This window comes from Nocardia sp. NPDC050793, assembly GCF_040654065.1.
Lineage (GTDB): Bacteria > Actinomycetota > Actinomycetes > Mycobacteriales > Mycobacteriaceae > Nocardia.
The window spans coordinates 189,946-208,392 of sequence record NZ_JBFAHG010000004.1; the positions used below are offsets into that span (position 1 = coordinate 189,946).

Here is an 18,447-nt window from a genome sequence, read left to right on the forward strand (position 1 = left end):
GCACGCTCTACACGGCCGTCCGGGCGGTGGCCTGGACCACCGAACCGACACGATCCACGAGTAGCGCCATCTCATAACCGATCCGGCCGATGTCGTGCGTCTTGTTGGCGAGCACCGCCAAGTGCGAGCCGTTGCCGACGGTCATCACCAGCAGGTAGCCGCGCTGCATGTCGACGATGGACTGCATCACCTTGCCGCCGTTGAACAACTGGGCGGCGCCGGTGGACAGGCTCGCCAGACCGGCGGTGACCGCCGCCAGCTGTTCGGCCCGGTCCGACGGCAGGTGCGGACTGGTCGCCTGCAGCAGGCCGTCGGCCGACACCAGCACCGCGTGCGTGACACCCGGCACGTCCCGCGTGAAGCGGGTCACCAGCCAGTTCAGATTCTCGTCTGTGGTGTTGCCTGGTTTGTCGGTCATGCAAGCCCTCCGTCGTTGTACTGGGCGTCGGCCCGCCCGCTGCGGACCCCGCTGAGATGCCTGGTCAAGCTATTGCGGATCTCGTCAGGATTCCGCGTGTTGGATTCGTTGGTCGGCGCCAGACCGCCCGGGACCAGCTGCGCTCCCGGCTGCCGGATGGGCAGGCCGCCGGAGGTGCGGCCGGAGTTGGTCGGGTTGCTCGCCTCCGCGGCGGCGGCCCAGCCGACGTCGGCGGGGGAAGTCCAGGAGTCGCCGTCGTCCTCGGAACCGGCGGAAGCGGGTTCGACCAGCCACTCCGAGACCATGCGCTGGTAGATGGGCGTCGGGGACTCCGGGTTCACCGGTCGCAGCCCGGTGACCGTGGCCTGCGCCGCGTTCGCGAGTGCCGCTGGCTCGGGCACCTCGAAGGTGGCGGTCTCGGCCCAGACGTCGACGTGCGCGGGTTCCTCGGGCGCGGAGGGCGCGGGCGCGGCGGGCGCGGGCAGCGCCAGCGGCTCCGCCGAACGCGGCGCGCCGTTCTCGTTGCGCATCCGCATCGGCAGCGGGCCGCCGCGGCCGGGATCGGTCGTCTCGGCATCGATCACCGGCGTCCCGCGGTCGGCCGGGGTGGCCACCCGGATCGCCGGGCGGCGCTGCGGCAGGCCGGTGCCGCCGCTCATCTCGAACGACGAGGTGTGCTCTGGCAGCGCCAGGCTCGGCACCGGCACCAGCATGCGCGGCGGCGCCACGGTGGGTTCGGGCCCGTTGTCCTGCGGCTGCGGAGCGGTCAGCTGCGGAGCCTTGTCGCTGATCGGCACCGGGGAGACCAGGGTGCCCGGCAGGTGCACGCTCGCCGTGATGCCAGGCTGCTGTGCCATCGCCGAGGTGCGGCGCAGGTTGACCGTGATGTTGTGCCGCTTGGCGAGCCGGCCGACCACGAAAAGACCCATGCGGCGCGCGGTTTCGACGGTGACCTCACCACCGGAGGCGAGATGCTCGTTGACCGTCTGCAGGTCCTCGGCCGACATGCCGAGGCCGCGGTCGATGATCTCGATCAGGTAGCCGCCGTCCACCGCGCGGGCCACCGAGACCGCCACCGGGGTGGTGGGCGGCGAGTAGCGCAGCGCGTTGTCGATGAGCTCGGCCAGCAGGTGCTCGACGTCGACGGCGGGCTCACCGGGCACGATGCCGTCGGGGGCGCTGCCGATCTCGACGCGCTGGTAGTCCTCGACCTGGGAGACCGCGCTCCACAGCATGTCCGACAGCGGCACCGGCGGCAGGTGGCCGCGGCGCAGCGCGGTGCCCGCGAGCACCAGCAGGTTGTCGCCGTTACGGCGCATGCGGGTGGCGAGGTGGTCGAGGCGGAACAGGCTCTGCAGGCGCTCGGAGTCGTCCTCGTCGTGTTCGAGCTCCTCGATCAGCGTCAGCTGCTGCTCCACGAGCGACTGGCTGCGGCGCGACAGGGTCTCGAACATGCTGCCGATCTGGAGGCGCAGACGCGCCTGCTCGGCGGCGAGGTGGAGCGCGGCGCCGTGGATGTCGTCGACGGCGCGGGCCAGCTGGCCGATCTCCTCGGTGGTGTGCACGTCGACGCGGGTCGGCTCCGGCGTGGCGTTGCCGGAACGCACGACCTCGAGCTCGTTGGGCAGGTCGACGTGCGCGACCTGGAGCGCGCCGTGCCGCAGGCGGCGAATCGGGACGACGAGCGAGCGGGCGACCGCGAGCGCCAGGGCGAGACCGGCGAGCAGCGTCGCGACCACGATCGCGATATCGCGCAACACGATGCCGCGGACTTCGGCGGTCCGGTCGGCCAGTCGCGCGTCGATGGTGTCGACCAGGTTCAGCGTGGTCTGGTCGTAGGCGGTGGCACTGGTGCGCAGCGAATCGATGACCGGCTGGCTGCCCGCGGGGTCGCCGAGGTTCTGGCTGAAGGCGCCGAGGCGGACGTTCACCGCGTCGATCAGCACGCTGGCGTTGAGCGCCGAAGACGGCTGCAGCTGGGCGAACTGGCTCAGCAACACCAGCTCACCACCCGCGGTGATCAAGACCGTCGGGCGCACGGCCGGGTTGCGGTCCGAACCGGGCGAACCGATCAGCAGGTATTGCTGGATGTGCAACCTGCGCGCGTTGGTGATCACACCGAGCTGGAGGAAGTACCGCTGAATGGTGATCTCTTCCAGCGAGGTCGAACGCGCGATCGCGTTGCCGATGCGGGCGGCGACCTCATCGGCCTGCTGGCCGATTGCCACCGGCGAGCTGTTGCGCAGGCCGTTACGCATCGCGCGGCCCGCGGTCAGCGCCGCGTCGAGCTCGTTGGTGACGTCCGTCGGCGCACCCGTCGAGCGCAGGGTGGTCTGGAGATCCGCGGCCGCCTGGTCGAACCGGCCCGCGATGCGGTCCAGGTCGGCGTCGGTGGCGTGTTCCTCCCACGAGATCGCCGTGGTGATGGCGAGTTGTTCGGTGGCCGAGGCGAAACCGAGCATCGGCCTGATGATCCTGGCCTGGTCGGTCGCCGCGTCGAGGTCGCCGATCGTGTTCAACTCGTCGTTGATTCGCAAAACCGCGAACGTCGAGGCGAGCACCACCGGCAGCAGTAGCACGATCCCGACCTTGCGGGTGACGGACCAGTTCGACAGCCTGAATTGCCGGGAACGCGGTACTGCATCCATCCGCTTCCGTCGCCTCCACTCTGCGCGGGGTCCCCGGATGGCTAGTGGCTGTTTCACATAAGTATGGGACCAACCCGCTGAGAACCAACTCGAGGTCTTGTTTTTACCGCTGGGAACATACCGTGCTGGCTGTGTAACGGCAATCTGGGGCGCCCGGCTTGATATTCCTCTAATATGGCTACGCAGAACAAGTTTCGGTTCTGAAGTAGGACTTGCCAGGACCGAAATCCGCGCGCGCCGATAAAAGCCCCTGGTCATCGGTGGTGCTCTGGCGTGCCGACCCGCTGGCGCACTTCGCGGCGTGTCGGGCATCCCTCTCAGTCGGCTCTCAGTCGGTGCGGTCAAACTGGTGGCATGCGCATTCTGGTAGTCGACGACGATCGCGCCGTCCGGGAATCGCTGCGTCGGTCGCTGACCTTCAACGGCTACTCGGTCGATCTCGCGGTGGACGGTGTCGATGCCCTGGAGAAAGCAACCGTGCAACGCCCGGACGCTCTCGTGCTGGACGTGATGATGCCGAGATTGGACGGGCTCGAAGTTTGCCGACGGCTGCGCAGCACCGGTGACGATCTTCCGATTCTGGTTTTGACGGCGCGCGATTCGGTTTCCGAAAGGGTTGCCGGGCTCGATGCCGGAGCAGATGATTATCTGCCGAAGCCATTCGCCCTCGAGGAATTGCTCGCCCGGTTGCGCGCGCTGCTGCGTCGCCGCGCGCCCGAACAAGGCGACACCTCCGAAGCGATGCTCTTCGCGGATCTGTCCCTGGATCCGGTGACCCGCGAGGTGTCCCGCGGCTCCCGCTCGATCAGCCTGACCCGCACCGAGTTCTCGCTGCTGGAAATGCTGATGGCCAACCCGCGCCGGGTGCTCACCCGCAGCCGCATCCTCGAAGAGGTGTGGGGCTACGACTTCCCGACCTCGGGCAACGCGCTCGAGGTCTACATCGGCTACCTGCGCCGCAAGACCGAGGCCGAAGGTGAGCCGCGCCTCATCCACACGGTGCGCGGCGTCGGTTACGTGCTGCGCGAAACTCCTCCGTAGGCCGCGCGACAATGGCTCGAAGTGTTCCCCGGCGACCCGTCATCGCCACCCTGGGCCAGCGCCCGCCCGACCCGAACGAGATGCGGCCGCCGATGCCGCTCACCCGCTCGGTCTCGCTGCGCTGGCGGGTCACCCTGCTCGCCGCCTCGGTGGTGGCCATCGCGGTCGCCTTCACCTCCATCGCCGCCTACGCGATGGTGGCGCGCGCCCTCTACGCCGATGTCGACGCACAATTGCGGGCGCGTGCCTCGACGATGATCGACAACAACTTCGAGAGCATGGGCTTTCAGTCGATCATCCTGGCCGGGCTGTTCTCCAACGACGTCGGTGTCGCGCTGATCTTCGCCGACCACAAGCCGTATATGCCGCCGCAGCAGACGATTCCGCCGGTGGGGGAGCAGGAGTTCGCCGTCGCCGACGGCACGCTGACCTCCTCGTTGCGCACGGTGAGCAATCAGCGCGTGCTCGCGGTGCGCACCAACTCCGGTGCGACGCTGGTCATCTCCCAGCGGCTGGAGCCGACCCGCGAGGTGCTCGACCGGCTGGCGTGGCTGTTGTTCGTGGTCGGCGGCTGCGGCGTCGTGCTCGCCGCGGCGGCGGGCACGGCGGTCGGCCGCACCGGGCTCAGACCCATCGCCAGACTCACGGCCGCGACCGAACGCGTCGCGCGCACCGACGATCTCACGCCCATCCCGGTCACCGGCGACGACGAATTGGCGCGGCTCACCGACAGTTTCAACACCATGCTGCGTGCGCTGGCCGAATCACGCGACCGCCAGCGGCGTCTGGTCGCCGACGCAGGCCACGAGCTGCGCACGCCGCTGACCTCCTTGCGCACCAACATGGAGCTGCTCATCGCCTCCAGCAGGCCGGGCGCGCCGCAGATTCCCGAGGAGGACATGGCCGAGCTGCGCGCGGACGTGATGGCTCAGATCGAGGAGCTGTCCACCTTGGTCGGCGATCTGGTCGACCTGGCCCGCGAGGACGCCCCCGAGACCGTCTACGAGCGGATCGATCTCGGTGAGGTGACCGAGCGCGCGTTGGAGCGCGCCAGGCGCAGGCGCGGGTCCATCGAGTTCGTCGCCGAGCTGCGGCCGTGGTTCGTCTATGGCCACGAGGCCGGACTGGAGCGTGCCGTGCTGAACGTGCTCGACAACGCCGCCAAGTGGAGCCCCGCGGGCGCCCAGGTACTGGTCACCATGCGCGAGACCGGACGGGGCCTGCTGGAACTCGCGGTGGACGACGCGGGGCCCGGCATCCCGTCGGACGAGCGCGAGCTGGTTTTCGAGCGGTTCTACCGGACCACAGCGTCCCGATCGATGCCGGGCTCGGGTCTCGGCCTGGCCATCGTCAAGCAGGTGGTGACCAAGCACGGCGGCACCATCACGATCGACACGTCCGACCGCGGGGGCGCGCAGATCCGTATCGTGTTACCCGGTGAGGGTGATGGCCTCGCGTCCCCTCAGGAGATCTCGGAGAACTGAAAGCACGGTCTCAGTCGGCTCTAAGCCGTCGTCGGCACGCTGGTCGGCAGACGTGAGGAGAAACGAGAAGCCATGACGGAGGATTTCCACTACCAGCCGCAGCATCCCGGCGAGCATCATCGGACGCAACCGCTCTCCGGCCCGGAATCGGGTCACGGATTCGGCGCTCCCGGCTCACCGCCGCCCCCGCCTACCGTGCCCGGCGCGGCCTTCGGCGCGCAGCCGCCGCGGCGCCCGTTCCGCACCGGCCTCGTCGCGGGCGCGGTGGCGCTCGCGCTGGTCAGCGGCGGTATCGGCGGTGCGGTCGGCGCACTGGTCACCCGGTCCGACGATGGCAGGGCACCGGTGACCAACGCGCTGGACGCGCCCAAGCCCAATGTCAGCAACGCGTCCAACGCGCCCGCGGGCTCGACCCAGGCGGTGGCGCAGAAGGTGCTGCCGAGCGTCGTCATGATCAAGGTGGCCAGCAACCGAGCCCAGGGCGAGGGTTCGGGCGTCGTGCTCTCCTCCGACGGCCTGATCCTGACCAACAATCACGTGGCCGCGGGCGGCGGCACGGGCGCCAAGATGGAGGTCATGTTCTCCGACGGGAGCAGCGCGCCCGCCACGCTGGTCGGCGCCGACCCGGTCTCGGATCTCGCGGTGATCAAGGTGCAGGGCAAGAACGACCTGACCCCGATCGAACTGGGCACCTCGGCGAATCTGCAGGTCGGCCAGCCGGTGATCGCCATCGGCTCGCCGCTCGGCCTTGCGGGCACCGTCACCACCGGAATCGTCTCGGCGCTGAACCGGCCGGTGTCGACCAGCGGCGAGGGCGGCCAGAACCCCAACGCGCCGCAGCCGGTGATCGACGCGATCCAGACCGACGCCGCCATCAACCCGGGCAATTCCGGCGGCGCGCTGGTGGACGGCAGCGGCAAGCTGATCGGCATCAACACCGCGATCGCCAGCCTCGGCGTCGGCGAGATGGGCGGCCAGCAGAGCGGTTCGATCGGCCTCGGCTTCGCCATCCCGGTGGACCAGGCCCGCCGGGTGGCCGACCAGCTGATCAAGAGCGGCCACGCCACCTACGCCCAGATCGGCATCAAGCTGCGGCCGCAGGACAGCGCCGCGCTGGTGCTGGAGGCGACGCCGGACGGTCCGGCCGCCAAGGCGGGCATCCCGGCGGGCGTCGTCATCACCAAGCTGGACGACCGCTCCATCGACTCCGGCGAAGCTCTCATCGCAGCCGTCCGTTCGCGCCAACCGGGAGACAAGGTGAAGGTCACCTATACCGACGAACAAGGCAACAACCCGAAGACCGTCGAGGTCACTCTCACCGGCGCGCCCGCGGACGGTGGCCGATGAGGCGGCTCGGTGACGCGGAATTGTCCAGCGCCGCCGCCGGGTTGCTCGGCACAGGCGCTACGGTGAGCACCATGGAAATCGATGCTCCTGTGGCGGGGCGTGCACTGGTGGTGGTCGTCGACGATCGAACGGCGCATGGAGGTGTGGACTCGCTCGGCCCGCTGGTCACCGAGCTGCTCACCGAGGCGGGTTTCCTCGTCGACGCGTCGGTGTCGGTGCAGGCCGATGAGGTGGAGATCCGCAACGCGCTGAACACGGCCGTGATCGGCGGCGTCGACCTGGTCATCTCCGTGGGCGGCACCGGGATGTCGCCGCGCGATGTGACGCCCGAGGCGACCTCGCAGGTGCTGGACCGGGAACTGCCCGGAATCAGCGAGGCGCTGCGCTCCTCCGGCCGGGTGGCCGGCTCGCTGGACGCCGGGCTGTCGCGCGGGCTCGCGGGCGTATCCGGCAGCACCCTGGTGGTGAACCTGCCAGGCACCCGCGCCGCCATCCGCGACGGCATGGCAACCCTCTCGCCCCTCGCCAGCAAAGTGATCGGCGAACTGTCCGGATTGGACGAATAATTCCGGTGGCCGACTCCTCCGACGTCCCTCGTCCCGCCGCGCGCCGGGCGAGGGACGCCGCGCGTCTGGCGCGGATCTTCGGCGACGCCCTCCCCGACACCACCCGCGACGAACGCGGCGACGAGCCGGACGAACGCGGTTCCGGCGACGACTGGTTGCGCTCCCAGGTTCCGCCGCATCACGGCTGAGCGCCTTTCTACTATTTAAGTCCGTACTTAAGGCGATATTCCGCCGTGATCTCCTCACCGTTTTCCATAACGGACTGTGATCTGTGTCATTCGTACGGCCCTGTCCCGTAAGCCGCGGTTGGCGTCATTGCGACTCGGATCGATCGTTTCGGCGAATGCGCGACATTCCCGCCTGCATTTATGCACGTCAAGCGATATTGGCATGTCGGCACCAGTGATCTACATCACATTGTTCTTTACAATTCTTTACGTTGCCAGGCAGTTACCAAGCGTTTAATCTTCGCCTCGAGCCATGCAAACGTAGGTCCCCGTGGGCCCGGAGGCGGCACGTATGTGGTCGATCCGGCGGAGCCAGGCTCGGTTCCGTTGCCAGCAAAGGCGTTGCGCCGAAATAACGGCCGGTTACATATCGGCAACAAAGGAGCGACAAACTGAGCTGGGCCTGAGAGGACCACTGTCCAGCCTCGATGGTCGAGGTTGACTGTTTGAACCTGATGAGGGGAAGTATGAGCGAGAACCGCACCAACGGTCTGCGTCGCGGTGCCCGCGCCGCGGGCGTCGGCGCCGCCGCGGCCGTTGCCATGGGCCTGCTGTCGACCGGTGCTGCCAATGCCGACACCTTCGTACCGTTGCCGGACGGTCAGAAGGTTGCTCCTGGCGTGACCCTGACCCGCACGGGTGAGCACGCCCTGATTTCGCCGTCCCTTGCCGCCAACGGCGCCGGTCGCGTCGTCTGGGTCTCGGGCAACGCGACCGCCGACGTCACCGTCACCCCCGAGGGCGAGGTCGGTCCGAACAACGGTCCCGCGGGCGGCGCAGGCACCAACAACTCCTCGACCCACGGCGCTTCCCAGCTGAGCACCGGCTACATCGTCGGCTGCCAGGTCAGCATCGCCGACGACGCCATCTCCGCGGGCGTGTCGGGCGGCATCGACCTCGAAGGCTTCAGCGCGGGCGGCTCCATCGGCCTGAACCTCGGCCCGGGCGAAGTGAAGTTCGTTCAGATCGACTACAAGGACATCCTGAAGCCGGGTGTGTACTCGGTCGAGTACCAGGATGCCGAGATCGAGATCCAGGGCTGCGCGGGCTACGCCCAGGCGCGCGCCTACACCGTGGTCGAGATCATCGGTGACCACTACTCGAAGACCACCCTCTACGGGATGCCGTTCAGCATCGGCTGACGTCTGTCGAGTCCACCGCGGCGAGCGCGGACCGGGATCGATCGCACGAGCGATCGTCGCCGGTTCGATGCCGTCGATCGAACAACGAACAATCTTCTCGCTGAAGCGAATTCAACCCTCGAGGGGTACAACAAATGATCAACCGTAAGAACGTGGCGCGTGTGGCCGGTGTCGGTGCCGCTGCCACCATCGCCATGGGCCTGTTCTCCACCGGCGCCGCCAACGCCGACACCTTCGTTCCGCTGCCGGGCGGCGAGATCGTCAAGCACCTGTCCGACGGCACCGTCGTGACGGTCCGCCTGGTCGGTGAGTCCGCCAACATCAGCCCGTCCCTCGGCTCCACCCCGGTGCATCGCAACGCGTGGGTCTCCGGTTCGGCTCAGGTCGAGCTGTCCGGCACCGGCTCGGAAGCCGGCGGCAAGATCTTCCCGGGCTACACCGTCGGCTGCCAGGTGAACATCGCGGGCGGCGGCGCCGAGGGCGGCATCGAGGCGGGTAGCGACTGGCAGGGCGAGAGCCCGAGCATCGGCGCCAGCAGCGGCGGCAACCTGTCGCTCGGCCCGGGCCAGGCCACCTCGTTCTACATCCTCGACATCGAGCAGGCCGACGACTTCGGCAACGAGTCGCACAAGAAGCGCAACAAGTTCAAGGGCAGCAACGGCTCGGTCACCTGGGCGGACTCCACCATCGGCCTGTCGGGCTGCGGTGGCTACGCGCAGGCTCGCGCCTTCGTCAGCGTCGAGGTCGAGACCGACAACGTCGTCACCTGGGTGACGCTGTGGGGTCAGCCGTTCAGCCTCGGCTGATGAGCCTCTCCGCCTGCACTCCAGCCATCATCGGGGTGCGGACGGACTTCATCGGCCCGCGCCGACTTGTCGGGTCGCGCGCCTGAACGACCCGAACGGGGCCCGTCGCTTCGGCGACGGGCCCCGTTCTCGTTTTGGTATGGACCTCGTGGTTGGAGATGGCCGCGTGCAGAACTCCGAGTGACATACCGGTGAACGCCGGGTATTTGCTCGGAGTTACGCTAGAGCTGTCGTTCGGAGGGGACAAACCGAACGAACGGACGGAAGCGGGTGTCCCGGAGTCTGCTCGGGCCCGCTTCCAGTTCGGTTCAGTACTCGTGCCGTCCTCCGGCGCTCTCACGCCCCTCGGCGAGCAGATCGCGGATCTGAACCAGAAGCTCGGTATCACTCAAGGGTTCTTCCACGTCGCCGCCGTATCGCTTCTTCATCTGCGTGGCGGGCAGCACGAGCACGAAATACAGCACCGCCGCGATCAGCGCGAAATTGATGATCGCGGTGATGATCGGACCGACCTGAACATAAGTCGCGGGTTTGTCGGCAACCAGATAGAAACCGAGCCCGAGTTCGTTGGTTCCGCCGAAGACGGCGAGCAACGGATTGATGATGCCATTGGTGAACGCGGTGACGATCGCGACGAACGCGGTGCCGATCACCACCGCAACAGCCAGGTCGACGACATTTCCGCGAAGCATGAAGTCTTTGAATCCCTTGAGCATTGCCGATCTCTCCTCTTCGGAAGACGGTCACGGTCGTACTCGGCGGAATCTGCGTGCCGGGTATCGGGGATGCTAGCCGACCATATTGGTTAATGTTCGGCGAACATATTCGCGTCGCGAATAGAACCAGGTCGGCCGGTGCGTCAATGGAAAACCACCGTGAGTGCGGTGTGCAGCGATGCCGCGGCGACCACCGTGGCGCGCTCGGAATCCATCGCGATCAGCACCACCCGGTCGCTCGCGTCGCGCCGCTCGCCGGGCTGAGAAACCAGGACGACAGCAGCGTCGCTCGCCAGCGTGCGGGCCGGACGTGCGCCGGGCCCTTGCTGCTCGTCGCCGCCGATCACGTCGACGCGGTCGCCCGCGCGCAGGATCTCCGCGACCGCGCTGTCGGCCAGCCGGATCGGGACTATGCGCGCGTCACGCGCGCCCGCCGCCACCTCGGCCAGCCGGGGACCGATCACGCGGAGATCGGTGAACACCTCGCCCGCTCGCATCGCGCCCGTCATCGTCGCGCCGTGCAGCGTCACGGGGTCGCGCACCGCCCCGACTGGCAGGGTGCCCGATTCGAGCGGAACGGACTTCAGATCGCCGGGCTCGAGCACCGCGCCGGGCGGAAGATCACGGCCTGCGACGACGACCTCCGCTCGCGCCGCGCCGGGATTGCCGCGCGCGAAGAGGACGATGGCCAGCAATGTCAGCGCCGCCGCGAGCACCCGGCGGGCGAGCAGGCCGTCGGCCCATGGCGGGCGGTTCGACAGCGCGAAGCGTACCGGGCTACCGCGACCGAGATCGGCGAGTGCGCGAGTCATGGCCGGATCCTATGGCCAGAATCACACGGCTCGGCTCACGAAAAGGGTGGGTTGTGGATCGACCGGAGGCTGTGGACAACCCGGAATCGGACTATCGCGGAATCAGCTGGCGACGGCCGTGCTGGTGGTCGAGCTAGCGCTGCTGGAGGAGCTGGAATCGGAGCTCGACGAGCTGGAGCCGCTGTCCGACTTCGCGGGCTCGCTCGCGGTGGACGCGCCGCCGCGGCTGTCGGTGCGGTAGAAACCACTGCCCTTGAACACGATGCCGACCGAGTTGAACAGCTTGCGCAGCTTCCCGGAGCAGTTCTCGCAGACCGTCAGTGCGTCGTCGGTGAAGGACTGCACGATGTCGAAGCGGTTGTCACACTGGGTGCACGCGTATGAATAAGTTGGCACAGGATCCTCCGCAGGGTTCGTCGACTAGCACTCTACAGTCGACAGTGCCAACGCCGCCAATCGGTCGATCATTCCGCGACTGGATCGCCGCCGAGTTGCCGCAATCCGCCGCGCGGCGTGAGAACCCAGCCCATCCGCAGGTCGTGCGGTTCTTCGGGCAGCCGATCCACGAATTCGTCGTCGCGCACCACCGCGACCAGCCTGGCGTCCGGCCTGGCCGCGCCGAGCGTGCGGTCGTAGTGTCCGGCTCCGCGCCCGAGCCGCACCCCGCGCCGGTCCACCGCGAGCGCCGGAATCAGGATCAGCTCGGCCAGCGCGACGGCCTCGGCGCCCAGCGCTGGCCCGCTCGGTTCCAGCAGCCCGTACCTGGCCTTACGCAGGTCGTCGCGGCCGGTGTACTCGGCCCAGCTCAGCGGTTCGGCGCCGCCGGTGAGTGGAAGCAGCACGCGCGCGCCTGCCTCGCGAAGGGCATCCAACTGGGCAGTCGAACCGGGTTCGCCGTGCACCGGGACGTAGGCGCACACCCACTCGGAAACCTCGAGTTCGCCGACCGCCTCCGCCAGGGCCAGCGCCTCGCTCGCGCGCTCGTCGGCGGACACCGCGGCCCGCCGGGCGAGAATTTCGCCACGCCATGCATGTTTGTCCCGCTCGCCGGGCATCTCCATGGGGATCACCATAAGCTCACCGGGTGCCGGGTCGCCGCGACGGCGGTCGGCGGTGTGATGGATGGATAGGGTATGCGTATGACAGCAATGGCAGGACAGTCCGCGGATGGTGCGCTGATGTCGTGTTTCCGTACGGCAGTCGTGCCAGCGGCAGGGCTCGGGACTCGTTTCCTGCCCGCGACCAAGACGGTGCCCAAAGAGTTGCTGCCGGTGGTGGACACTCCTGGCATCGAGCTGGTGGCGAGCGAGGCCGCCGATTCCGGTGCGGACCGGCTCGTGATCGTGACCTCACCCGGCAAGGACGGCGTCGTCGCGCACTTCGTCGAGGACTTGGTGCTGGAGAGCACCCTCGCCGAGCGCGGCAAGTTCCAGCTGCTGGAGAAGGTGCGCAAGGCGCCCGCCCTGCTCGACGTCACCTCGGTGGTGCAGGAGGAGCCGCTCGGCCTCGGCCACGCGGTGGCGCAGGCCGAGCAGGTGCTCGACGACGACGAGGACGCGATCGCGGTCCTGCTCCCGGACGACCTGGTGCTGCCGTGCGGCGTGCTCGACGTGATGAGCCGGGTACGGCGCAAGCGCGGCGGCACCGTGCTGTGCGCCATCGACGTGCCGAAGGAAGAGGTCAGCGCGTACGGCGTCTTCGACGTCGCGCCGGTGCCCGACGCGACCAATCCGAACGTGCTGCGGGTGAACGGAATGGTGGAGAAGCCCGCGCTGGCCGACGCGCCGTCCACCTTCGCGGCCGCGGGCCGATACCTGTTGGACCGCGCCATCTTCGACGCACTGCGGCGGATCGAGCCGGGCGCGGGTGGTGAGCTTCAACTCACCGACGCCATCGCGCTGCTGATCGAGGAGGGACATCCCGTACACGTCGTCGTGCACCGTGGGTCGCGCCACGATTTGGGCAACCCGGGCGGTTATCTTCGTGCTGCGGTCGATTTCGCTTTGGAACGAGAGGAATACGGCCCCGCCCTGCGGGAGTGGCTGCAGCACCGGCTCGGTCCGGACTGGGATCCGCAGCTGGCGACGGACGACTGAGCGAATGCTCGGCTTTCGTCGACAGTGGACCGTCGGGTACGAATGATGGTTCACCGAACGCGGTTGCGTCCGAAGCGCGTGCGGCGGAATCGGTTCGAGGTGCGGAGTAGATCAGGAAGGGCTGGATGCGCTCGGTTGAGGATCAGCAGATCAAGGTGACCGCTGCGGCGGTCGCGCCCCGGCCGGTCCGTGTCGCGATCTCCGAGGCCCAGGGCCTGCTGTGCGCCGAGGACGTGATCACCGAGCGGCCGCTGCCCGGCTTCGACCAGGCGGCCATCGACGGTTACGCGGTGCGCAGCGTCGACGTGTCCGCCGCCGGGTCCGATATCCGTGACGAGGACGGCGAACTCGTCGACCTGACGCTGCCGGTGGTCGGCGAGGTGGTCGCGGGTTCCCGGCAGCCGATCCGGTTGCAGCCGCGTCAGACGGTGCGGGTCGACACCGGCGCCCCGCTGCCGACGCTCGCCGACGCCGTGCTGCCACTGGATTTCACCGACGGCGGCCGGGCCAGGATCAAGGTCTACGAGTCCGTCCGCTCGGGCGATTACGTGCGCCGCATCGGCGACGACGTGCAGCCCGGTGATGTCGCGGTGCGCGCGGGCACCATCATCGGCCCCGCGCAGGTGGGTCTGCTCGCCGCGGTCGGCCAGGACAAGGTGCTCGTGCATCCGCGTCCCCGGCTCTCGGTGATCTCGGTCGGCGGCGAGCTCATCGACATCGATCGCACGCCGGGGCCCGGGCAGGTCTACGACGTCAACTCCTACGCGCTGGCCGCCGCGGCGCGCGACGCGGGCGCGGACGTGAACCGCGTCGGCATCGTCAGCGCCGATCCGCGGCGGCTGCGCGACGTCGTCGAGGGACAGCTGGTGCGTTCGGAAGTCGTCGTGATCGCGGGCGCGGTCGGTGGCTGGGCCTCCGAGCAGGTGCGCGAGGCGCTGGAAGGGCTCGGCGAGCTCGAGATCGCCAGGGTGGCCATGCATCCCGGCTCGGTGCAGGGTTTCGGCAGGCTCGGGCGCGATGAGGTGCCGACCTTCCTGCTGCCGTCCAATCCCGTTGGCGCACTGGTGGTGTTCGAGGTGATGGTGCGTCCGCTGATCCGGATCGCGCTCGGCCGCAGGCACCCGATGCGCCGGATCATCCGGGCCAGGACCATCACCCCGATCAATTCGATGGTGGGCCGTAAAGGCTTCTTGCGGGCGCAGCTCATGCGCGACGAGTCCACCGGGGACTACCTGGTGCAGCCGCTCGGCGGCGGCGCTGGTTCCTCGCATCTGCTGGCGACCATGGCCGAGGCGAACAGCCTCATCATCATCGACTCGGAGGACACCGAGGTCAGGACCGGCGACGAGGTCCAGGTCGCTTTTCTTTCCCAGCGCGGCTGAAGCGTGGAGTCGATGAACGTCTTTCGGGGCACCCAGCATCCGGGGTGGCCCGCGCATCTCGGTCCGGTGCGCGTCGCGGCAGGCCAAGTCACGCTGCGGCCGGTGCGGTTGCGCGACGCGGCGGCCTGGAGCCGCATCCGGCTGCGCGACCGCGAGCATCTGGAGCCGTGGGAGCCGACCGGCCGCGGAGCCTGGGAGGCGCGCAATCACGTGTCGAACTGGCCCTCGCTGTGGTCGAGCCTGAAGGCCGAAGCCCGGCGCGGCGCTATGATTCCGCTCGTCATCGAGGTCGACGGCACCTTCAGCGGCCAGTTGACCGTCGGCAACATCGTGCGCGGCGCGCTGCGCTCGGCGTGGATCGGCTACTGGGTTGCCAAGGATCTCAGCGGGCAAGGCGTCGCCACCGCCGCGCTCGCGCTCGGACTCGACCACTGCTTCGGCCCTGTCGGACTGCACCGCGTCGAAGCGACCGTGCGCCCGGAAAACCTTGCCAGCCAGGCTGTGCTGCGCAATGTCGGCTTCCGTGATGAGGGCCTGCTTCGCCGCTATCTGGACGTGGACGGCGCGTGGCGGGACCATCTGCTCGTCGGCCTCACGGTCGAGGAAATCAGCGGAACCGTGCTCGATCGGCTGGTGCGTGACGGGCGGGTCATCCTGCCCTGACGGCCGAAATTCGTTTGCAAGGCGTTTGCTAGTCGGAATACCCGGAACAAAATCCTGCAATCGATAGACGGGCGGAAGGATACCGTCGTGACATGTCAACTCCCGCGAGCCACGCGGACCGATGGGGGAGCTTGTGACAGGTGTGGCGGATGTGCACGGCGCGCCTGCCGTATTCGCGCGGCGCGCCGAATTAACCTACGGACGTCGGGGCTGCGTCTTGCGGCACCGGCGGGGAGCCTGAGAGGCGTCCCCGGACGATGGATCACGTCCGAGCGCGGGAGCGGTAGCGAACGCACGACGCGGCGCGTCATCCGGGCGCGGGGCCGAACGGAGGAACAGGTGGGGACGGAGGTGACGACCTAGTGCCGAACTCGATTCTGTGGATCGGTCTGGTCGTGCTCTGGGTCTTCGTCCTGTTCCCGATCTTGGCCGACCGGCACCCCAGGATCCGACAGACCACCGACGCGGCACTGGCGACCCGCGTGTTACACCGCGGCGGCTCGAAGCGGCGCATGAAGAAGGGGCCGGCGGCCGGGCACGACAGCGACCCGGACTATCGGCCGACCCGAGTGCAGAGAAAGCGTTTCTATAGCGATGATGCGGAGGACCGGATGAGCGCACCGGCCGACGAGCAAGTCACCGAAGTCGACGAGGACACCGACGCGCGGGACGACCTCCCGGCGCTCGAGGCGGGTCAGGACGCGTCCACCGACCGCTCCGACAGCGCCGATGACGAACCCGCCGAAGCGGATTCGGCCGAGCCGGACGACGACGTGACGAGCGAGGCCGACCGTGCGGCGGATCTCGATTCGGATCTCGATTCGGACGAGAACGACACCGAGACGGCCCGAACGCCTGCGGACCCGGACGCGGCGGCCGATGATGACGACGTGGCCGAAGACGACGAAGAGGTCGCGGCGCACCACGAACCGACCACGGCACGTATTCCGCCCGCCCGTTCCGCCGCACCCGCGCACGTGCCCGACCCCGACTACGAAACCGATTCGACCGAACCGGAATTCGTCCCCACCCGGCGCGGCCGCGGCGGTTTCGATCCGGAAGCCGACGCGATCGCCCGCGCCGCCCGCTACACCTTCCGGCAGCGCGCGGTGCTCGCGCTGCTGCTGTCGAGCATCCTCTGCGGTGCGCTCGCGATCGTCGTCAACCCGCTGGCGTGGTGGGCCTGCGCGGCGTCCGTCCTCGGCCTCGGCACCTACCTGGCGTACCTGCGCAGGCAGGTCCGCATGGAAGAGGACATCCGCCGCCGGCGTGCCGCCCGCCTCACCCGCGGCCACGACCACGACGACGTCCACGACGACCAGCGGCACACCGGCGACACCGCGGCCCGCCGCGGCATGGACCGCGACACCGCCCGCGCCCTGCGCCGCCGTTCCGTCCTCCTGGACGCCGACGACGAAGACCCCATGTTCGAACACCTGGAAACCTTCGACCCCGCCACCGCCCGCGCCCTGCGCGGCCGCACCGGCACCGACATGCGCCGCGCCGTCGGCGAATAACCGCAGCTCAGGCAGGCGATTCGGTATCTCGCCGGGTCGCCTGCTACAGTTGCACAGCGCGGTTCCCCGGGGAACCGCACGGGGCTATAGCGCAGTTGGTAGCGCGTCTCGTTCGCATCGAGAAGGTCAGGGGTTCGATTCCCCTTAGCTCCACTCCATTCGTTGGAAGGCCCGTGCTCATGGAGAGCATGGGCCTTTACTCATTTCGTCGTGTTTTGTGGGGGCGGAGCCCCCACGCCCCACCCGGCGGGGCTTTCGCCCCCCGGACCCCCAATCGTGGTTGATGTCCGGGCGGGTGTTGCGTTTGCCGCTGGAATTCGTTTGGCGTTGCCGGACCCAATGCCTAAGGTGCCGGGACCCCTGTTTCGGCTCGCCTACTCGAGGACACTTCGCCCCCGGAACCTCCACCCAAGGTTCGCCAGCCCCGAAGCCGCGTCCCAGATCCCACCCTTGTTCGCCGGTCCCGGGTGTGCGCCCGGCCGTCGCATGATCGCCAGCGGCGTGGACCTGGTGGCCGTACTCCCGCACAAGAGCGAACACGGCCACATAGCAGCCAACATCTGCCCCGATTAATGCCTGTTCGGCGCCGCTTACGACGCAATCTAGCTACCTGGATTGGTTATACCAGCGCCGAGCGCAACTGTATTTGTCCAGTCGCAGCCAGTCACGCACGTCACCTGCTTCGCACCTGCTTCTCAAAAACGCTTGTCGCGTATGCTGGCCAGTCCCGCGCGAGAGTGGCCGAGAGCTGCGTCCGCAGATCTTCACGCTCGCGCAGCCCAGCCTGCCAGGATCCATTGGGGGTGTGGACAGTGAGGCCGCTGCGCGATGCGTCGCACAGCAGAGCGTGTCCCAGTTGGCTCAATGTCAGAAAGAGCTGCAAGATGGGCGTCTCGGTTAGTTCGAAACAGACTCGTTCGTAATCGATCCCTATGCTGCCCCATGTCCGCTGTTGGGTATCCAGCCACCGCGTAATGTCCGCCAGAAACACTGTCCGCCAGTTGTTCTGCCGGGCAATCGCGGTCGCCAGATCGAGCACGTCGGCTGCGGCCGGACTCAGCACATGGCGTGGCACCGCCGACGGTGCGACCGCGACAGCCGCCTCGGCGGAGTCGGCTTCACCGGCTGGCCACGCCAGCCCATAGATCAACCAGCAGGGTGGATTAACGAGCGATGATGGTGCACGAGTGGACGGATGTGCCATAAACGATAACTTAGGGGGTGGTACCGACAACCGGAAGGTCGACGGCGTCATGGTATCTCGGTTCCTTGAACCTGCTCGCTACGGTAGGGCCGACCGATTTGACGGTGCTGTAACCGACGAGACGTCGTGCCAACGAGTCCGCCGCATAGTCGACCGGGCTCGTATGGACCGGCCCGCACACCTCTACTACCGCAACGTACAACCACAGCCCGCATCGGGAATCGATCACGGCAGCGTCGTCGGTCGGCGCCTGCACGTGAAACCGATTTCGCAGAGAATCAGGATTTCAAATCGGCGGCCCGGGCCGCAGGCTCATCGGCACAATGGTCCCAGGGCCACAAGATGTGGCACGTGGACGCCGACATCCCACACGATGCG

18 protein-coding genes and 1 tRNA gene are annotated in these 18,447 nt (G+C 68.2%); 12 read left to right on the forward strand and 7 right to left on the reverse strand.

The annotated features are described in order from the left end of the window. Positions 1 to 7 precede the first annotated feature (7 nt). Both AB0H50_RS15410 and AB0H50_RS15415 read right to left on the reverse strand, forming a co-directional pair. Positions 8 to 418, reverse strand: a complete 411-nt coding sequence (locus AB0H50_RS15410; protein ID WP_357452066.1) for a roadblock/LC7 domain-containing protein — start codon at positions 416 to 418, stop codon at positions 8 to 10. Next, entirely contained in the window at positions 415 to 3,066 is a 2,652-nt protein-coding gene (locus AB0H50_RS15415) for an ATP-binding protein (RefSeq protein ID WP_357452069.1), read from the reverse strand. The genes AB0H50_RS15410 and AB0H50_RS15415 overlap by 4 nt, the downstream gene beginning before the upstream one ends. A 354-nt stretch (positions 3,067 to 3,420) precedes the next feature. Between AB0H50_RS15415 and AB0H50_RS15420 the strand changes: the two genes are divergently transcribed. The 7 genes from AB0H50_RS15420 (at position 3,421) to AB0H50_RS15450 (ending at position 9,679) form a co-directional block, all read left to right on the forward strand. Then, entirely contained in the window at positions 3,421 to 4,107 is a 687-nt protein-coding gene (locus AB0H50_RS15420; RefSeq protein ID WP_067784307.1) for a response regulator transcription factor, read from the forward strand. Positions 4,108 to 4,118: 11 nt separating this feature from the next. Continuing rightward, the gene (locus AB0H50_RS15425) at positions 4,119 to 5,591 is read left to right on the forward strand and encodes a HAMP domain-containing sensor histidine kinase (protein ID WP_357452072.1); all 1,473 of its coding nucleotides are present in this window, start codon (positions 4,119 to 4,121) and stop codon (positions 5,589 to 5,591) included. A gap of 72 nt (positions 5,592 to 5,663) precedes the next feature. Continuing rightward, a complete protein-coding gene (locus tag AB0H50_RS15430) occupies positions 5,664 to 6,938 on the forward strand; it encodes a trypsin-like peptidase domain-containing protein (protein WP_357452075.1) in 1,275 nt (424 codons plus the stop codon). Then, positions 6,935 to 7,504 carry a MogA/MoaB family molybdenum cofactor biosynthesis protein gene (locus AB0H50_RS15435; protein WP_357452078.1) on the forward strand — a complete coding sequence of 190 codons (570 nt, stop codon included), beginning with the start codon at positions 6,935 to 6,937 and terminating at the stop codon, positions 7,502 to 7,504. Before AB0H50_RS15430 ends, AB0H50_RS15435 begins: the two co-directional genes overlap by 4 nt. Before the next feature lie 5 nt (positions 7,505 to 7,509). Further along, a complete protein-coding gene (locus tag AB0H50_RS15440; RefSeq protein WP_357452080.1) occupies positions 7,510 to 7,692 on the forward strand; it encodes a hypothetical protein in 183 nt (60 codons plus the stop codon). Positions 7,693 to 8,198: 506 nt separating this feature from the next. Beyond that, positions 8,199 to 8,873 (forward strand): MspA family porin, encoded by a 675-nt coding sequence (locus AB0H50_RS15445; protein WP_357452083.1) that lies wholly within the window; start codon positions 8,199 to 8,201, stop codon positions 8,871 to 8,873. A 134-nt stretch (positions 8,874 to 9,007) separates the two neighbouring features. After that, positions 9,008 to 9,679, forward strand: a complete 672-nt coding sequence (locus tag AB0H50_RS15450) for an MspA family porin (protein WP_357452086.1) — start codon at positions 9,008 to 9,010, stop codon at positions 9,677 to 9,679. A 308-nt stretch (positions 9,680 to 9,987) separates the two neighbouring features. Here AB0H50_RS15450 and mscL read toward each other — a convergent pair whose 3' ends face one another. The 4 genes from mscL to AB0H50_RS15470 form a co-directional block, all read right to left on the reverse strand. Beyond that, a complete protein-coding gene (gene mscL / locus AB0H50_RS15455) occupies positions 9,988 to 10,395 on the reverse strand; it encodes a large conductance mechanosensitive channel protein MscL (RefSeq protein ID WP_357452089.1) in 408 nt (135 codons plus the stop codon). 143 nt (positions 10,396 to 10,538) lie between these two features. Then, positions 10,539 to 11,207, reverse strand: coding sequence for an SAF domain-containing protein (locus AB0H50_RS15460; protein WP_357452092.1), 669 nt, complete (start codon positions 11,205 to 11,207; stop codon positions 10,539 to 10,541). A gap of 102 nt (positions 11,208 to 11,309) precedes the next feature. Further along, positions 11,310 to 11,603 carry an FmdB family zinc ribbon protein gene (locus tag AB0H50_RS15465; protein WP_357452095.1) on the reverse strand — a complete coding sequence of 98 codons (294 nt, stop codon included), beginning with the start codon at positions 11,601 to 11,603 and terminating at the stop codon, positions 11,310 to 11,312. Positions 11,604 to 11,671: 68 nt separating this feature from the next. After that, positions 11,672 to 12,268 carry a 5-formyltetrahydrofolate cyclo-ligase gene (locus tag AB0H50_RS15470; RefSeq protein ID WP_357452098.1) on the reverse strand — a complete coding sequence of 199 codons (597 nt, stop codon included), beginning with the start codon at positions 12,266 to 12,268 and terminating at the stop codon, positions 11,672 to 11,674. A gap of 78 nt (positions 12,269 to 12,346) precedes the next feature. Between AB0H50_RS15470 and AB0H50_RS15475 the strand changes: the two genes are divergently transcribed. The 5 genes from AB0H50_RS15475 (at position 12,347) to AB0H50_RS15495 (ending at position 17,018) form a co-directional block, all read left to right on the forward strand. Continuing rightward, positions 12,347 to 13,303 (forward strand): UTP--glucose-1-phosphate uridylyltransferase, encoded by a 957-nt coding sequence (locus tag AB0H50_RS15475; RefSeq protein ID WP_357452101.1) that lies wholly within the window; start codon positions 12,347 to 12,349, stop codon positions 13,301 to 13,303. A 125-nt stretch (positions 13,304 to 13,428) separates the two neighbouring features. After that, positions 13,429 to 14,685, forward strand: a complete 1,257-nt coding sequence (gene glp / locus AB0H50_RS15480) for a gephyrin-like molybdotransferase Glp (RefSeq protein WP_357452103.1) — start codon at positions 13,429 to 13,431, stop codon at positions 14,683 to 14,685. Positions 14,686 to 14,697: 12 nt separating this feature from the next. Further along, positions 14,698 to 15,348, forward strand: coding sequence for a GNAT family protein (locus tag AB0H50_RS15485; protein WP_357452105.1), 651 nt, complete (start codon positions 14,698 to 14,700; stop codon positions 15,346 to 15,348). Positions 15,349 to 15,710: 362 nt separating this feature from the next. Further along, positions 15,711 to 16,865 carry a gephyrin-like molybdotransferase receptor GlpR gene (glpR, locus tag AB0H50_RS15490; RefSeq protein WP_357452108.1) on the forward strand — a complete coding sequence of 385 codons (1,155 nt, stop codon included), beginning with the start codon at positions 15,711 to 15,713 and terminating at the stop codon, positions 16,863 to 16,865. Positions 16,866 to 16,945: 80 nt separating this feature from the next. Beyond that, positions 16,946 to 17,018: transfer RNA gene (locus AB0H50_RS15495), tRNA-Ala, on the forward strand. A 520-nt stretch (positions 17,019 to 17,538) separates the two neighbouring features. On the opposite strand, the gene AB0H50_RS15500 is transcribed toward AB0H50_RS15495, so the two are convergent. Then, positions 17,539 to 18,015, reverse strand: a complete 477-nt coding sequence (locus AB0H50_RS15500; protein ID WP_357452111.1) for a hypothetical protein — start codon at positions 18,013 to 18,015, stop codon at positions 17,539 to 17,541. Positions 18,016 to 18,447 lie beyond the last annotated feature (432 nt).

Excerpts from the sequence above, each read along its gene's own strand:
- AB0H50_RS15410 (WP_357452066.1), bottom strand. The coding sequence starts at position 418 with ATGACCGACAAACCAGGCAACACCACAGACGAGAATCTGAACTGGCTG.
- AB0H50_RS15415 (WP_357452069.1), bottom strand. The coding sequence starts at position 3,066 with ATGGATGCAGTACCGCGTTCCCGGCAATTCAGGCTGTCGAACTGGTCC.
- AB0H50_RS15420 (WP_067784307.1), top strand. The coding sequence starts at position 3,421 with ATGCGCATTCTGGTAGTCGACGACGATCGCGCCGTCCGGGAATCGCTG.
- AB0H50_RS15425 (WP_357452072.1), top strand. The coding sequence starts at position 4,119 with ATGGCTCGAAGTGTTCCCCGGCGACCCGTCATCGCCACCCTGGGCCAG.
- AB0H50_RS15430 (WP_357452075.1), top strand. The coding sequence starts at position 5,664 with ATGACGGAGGATTTCCACTACCAGCCGCAGCATCCCGGCGAGCATCAT.
- AB0H50_RS15435 (WP_357452078.1), top strand. The coding sequence starts at position 6,935 with ATGAGGCGGCTCGGTGACGCGGAATTGTCCAGCGCCGCCGCCGGGTTG.
- AB0H50_RS15445 (WP_357452083.1), top strand. The coding sequence starts at position 8,199 with ATGAGCGAGAACCGCACCAACGGTCTGCGTCGCGGTGCCCGCGCCGCG.
- AB0H50_RS15450 (WP_357452086.1), top strand. The coding sequence starts at position 9,008 with ATGATCAACCGTAAGAACGTGGCGCGTGTGGCCGGTGTCGGTGCCGCT.
- mscL (WP_357452089.1), bottom strand. The coding sequence starts at position 10,395 with ATGCTCAAGGGATTCAAAGACTTCATGCTTCGCGGAAATGTCGTCGAC.
- AB0H50_RS15460 (WP_357452092.1), bottom strand. The coding sequence starts at position 11,207 with ATGACTCGCGCACTCGCCGATCTCGGTCGCGGTAGCCCGGTACGCTTC.
- AB0H50_RS15470 (WP_357452098.1), bottom strand. The coding sequence starts at position 12,268 with ATGGAGATGCCCGGCGAGCGGGACAAACATGCATGGCGTGGCGAAATT.
- AB0H50_RS15475 (WP_357452101.1), top strand. The coding sequence starts at position 12,347 with ATGACAGCAATGGCAGGACAGTCCGCGGATGGTGCGCTGATGTCGTGT.
- glp (WP_357452103.1), top strand. The coding sequence starts at position 13,429 with ATGCGCTCGGTTGAGGATCAGCAGATCAAGGTGACCGCTGCGGCGGTC.
- AB0H50_RS15485 (WP_357452105.1), top strand. The coding sequence starts at position 14,698 with ATGAACGTCTTTCGGGGCACCCAGCATCCGGGGTGGCCCGCGCATCTC.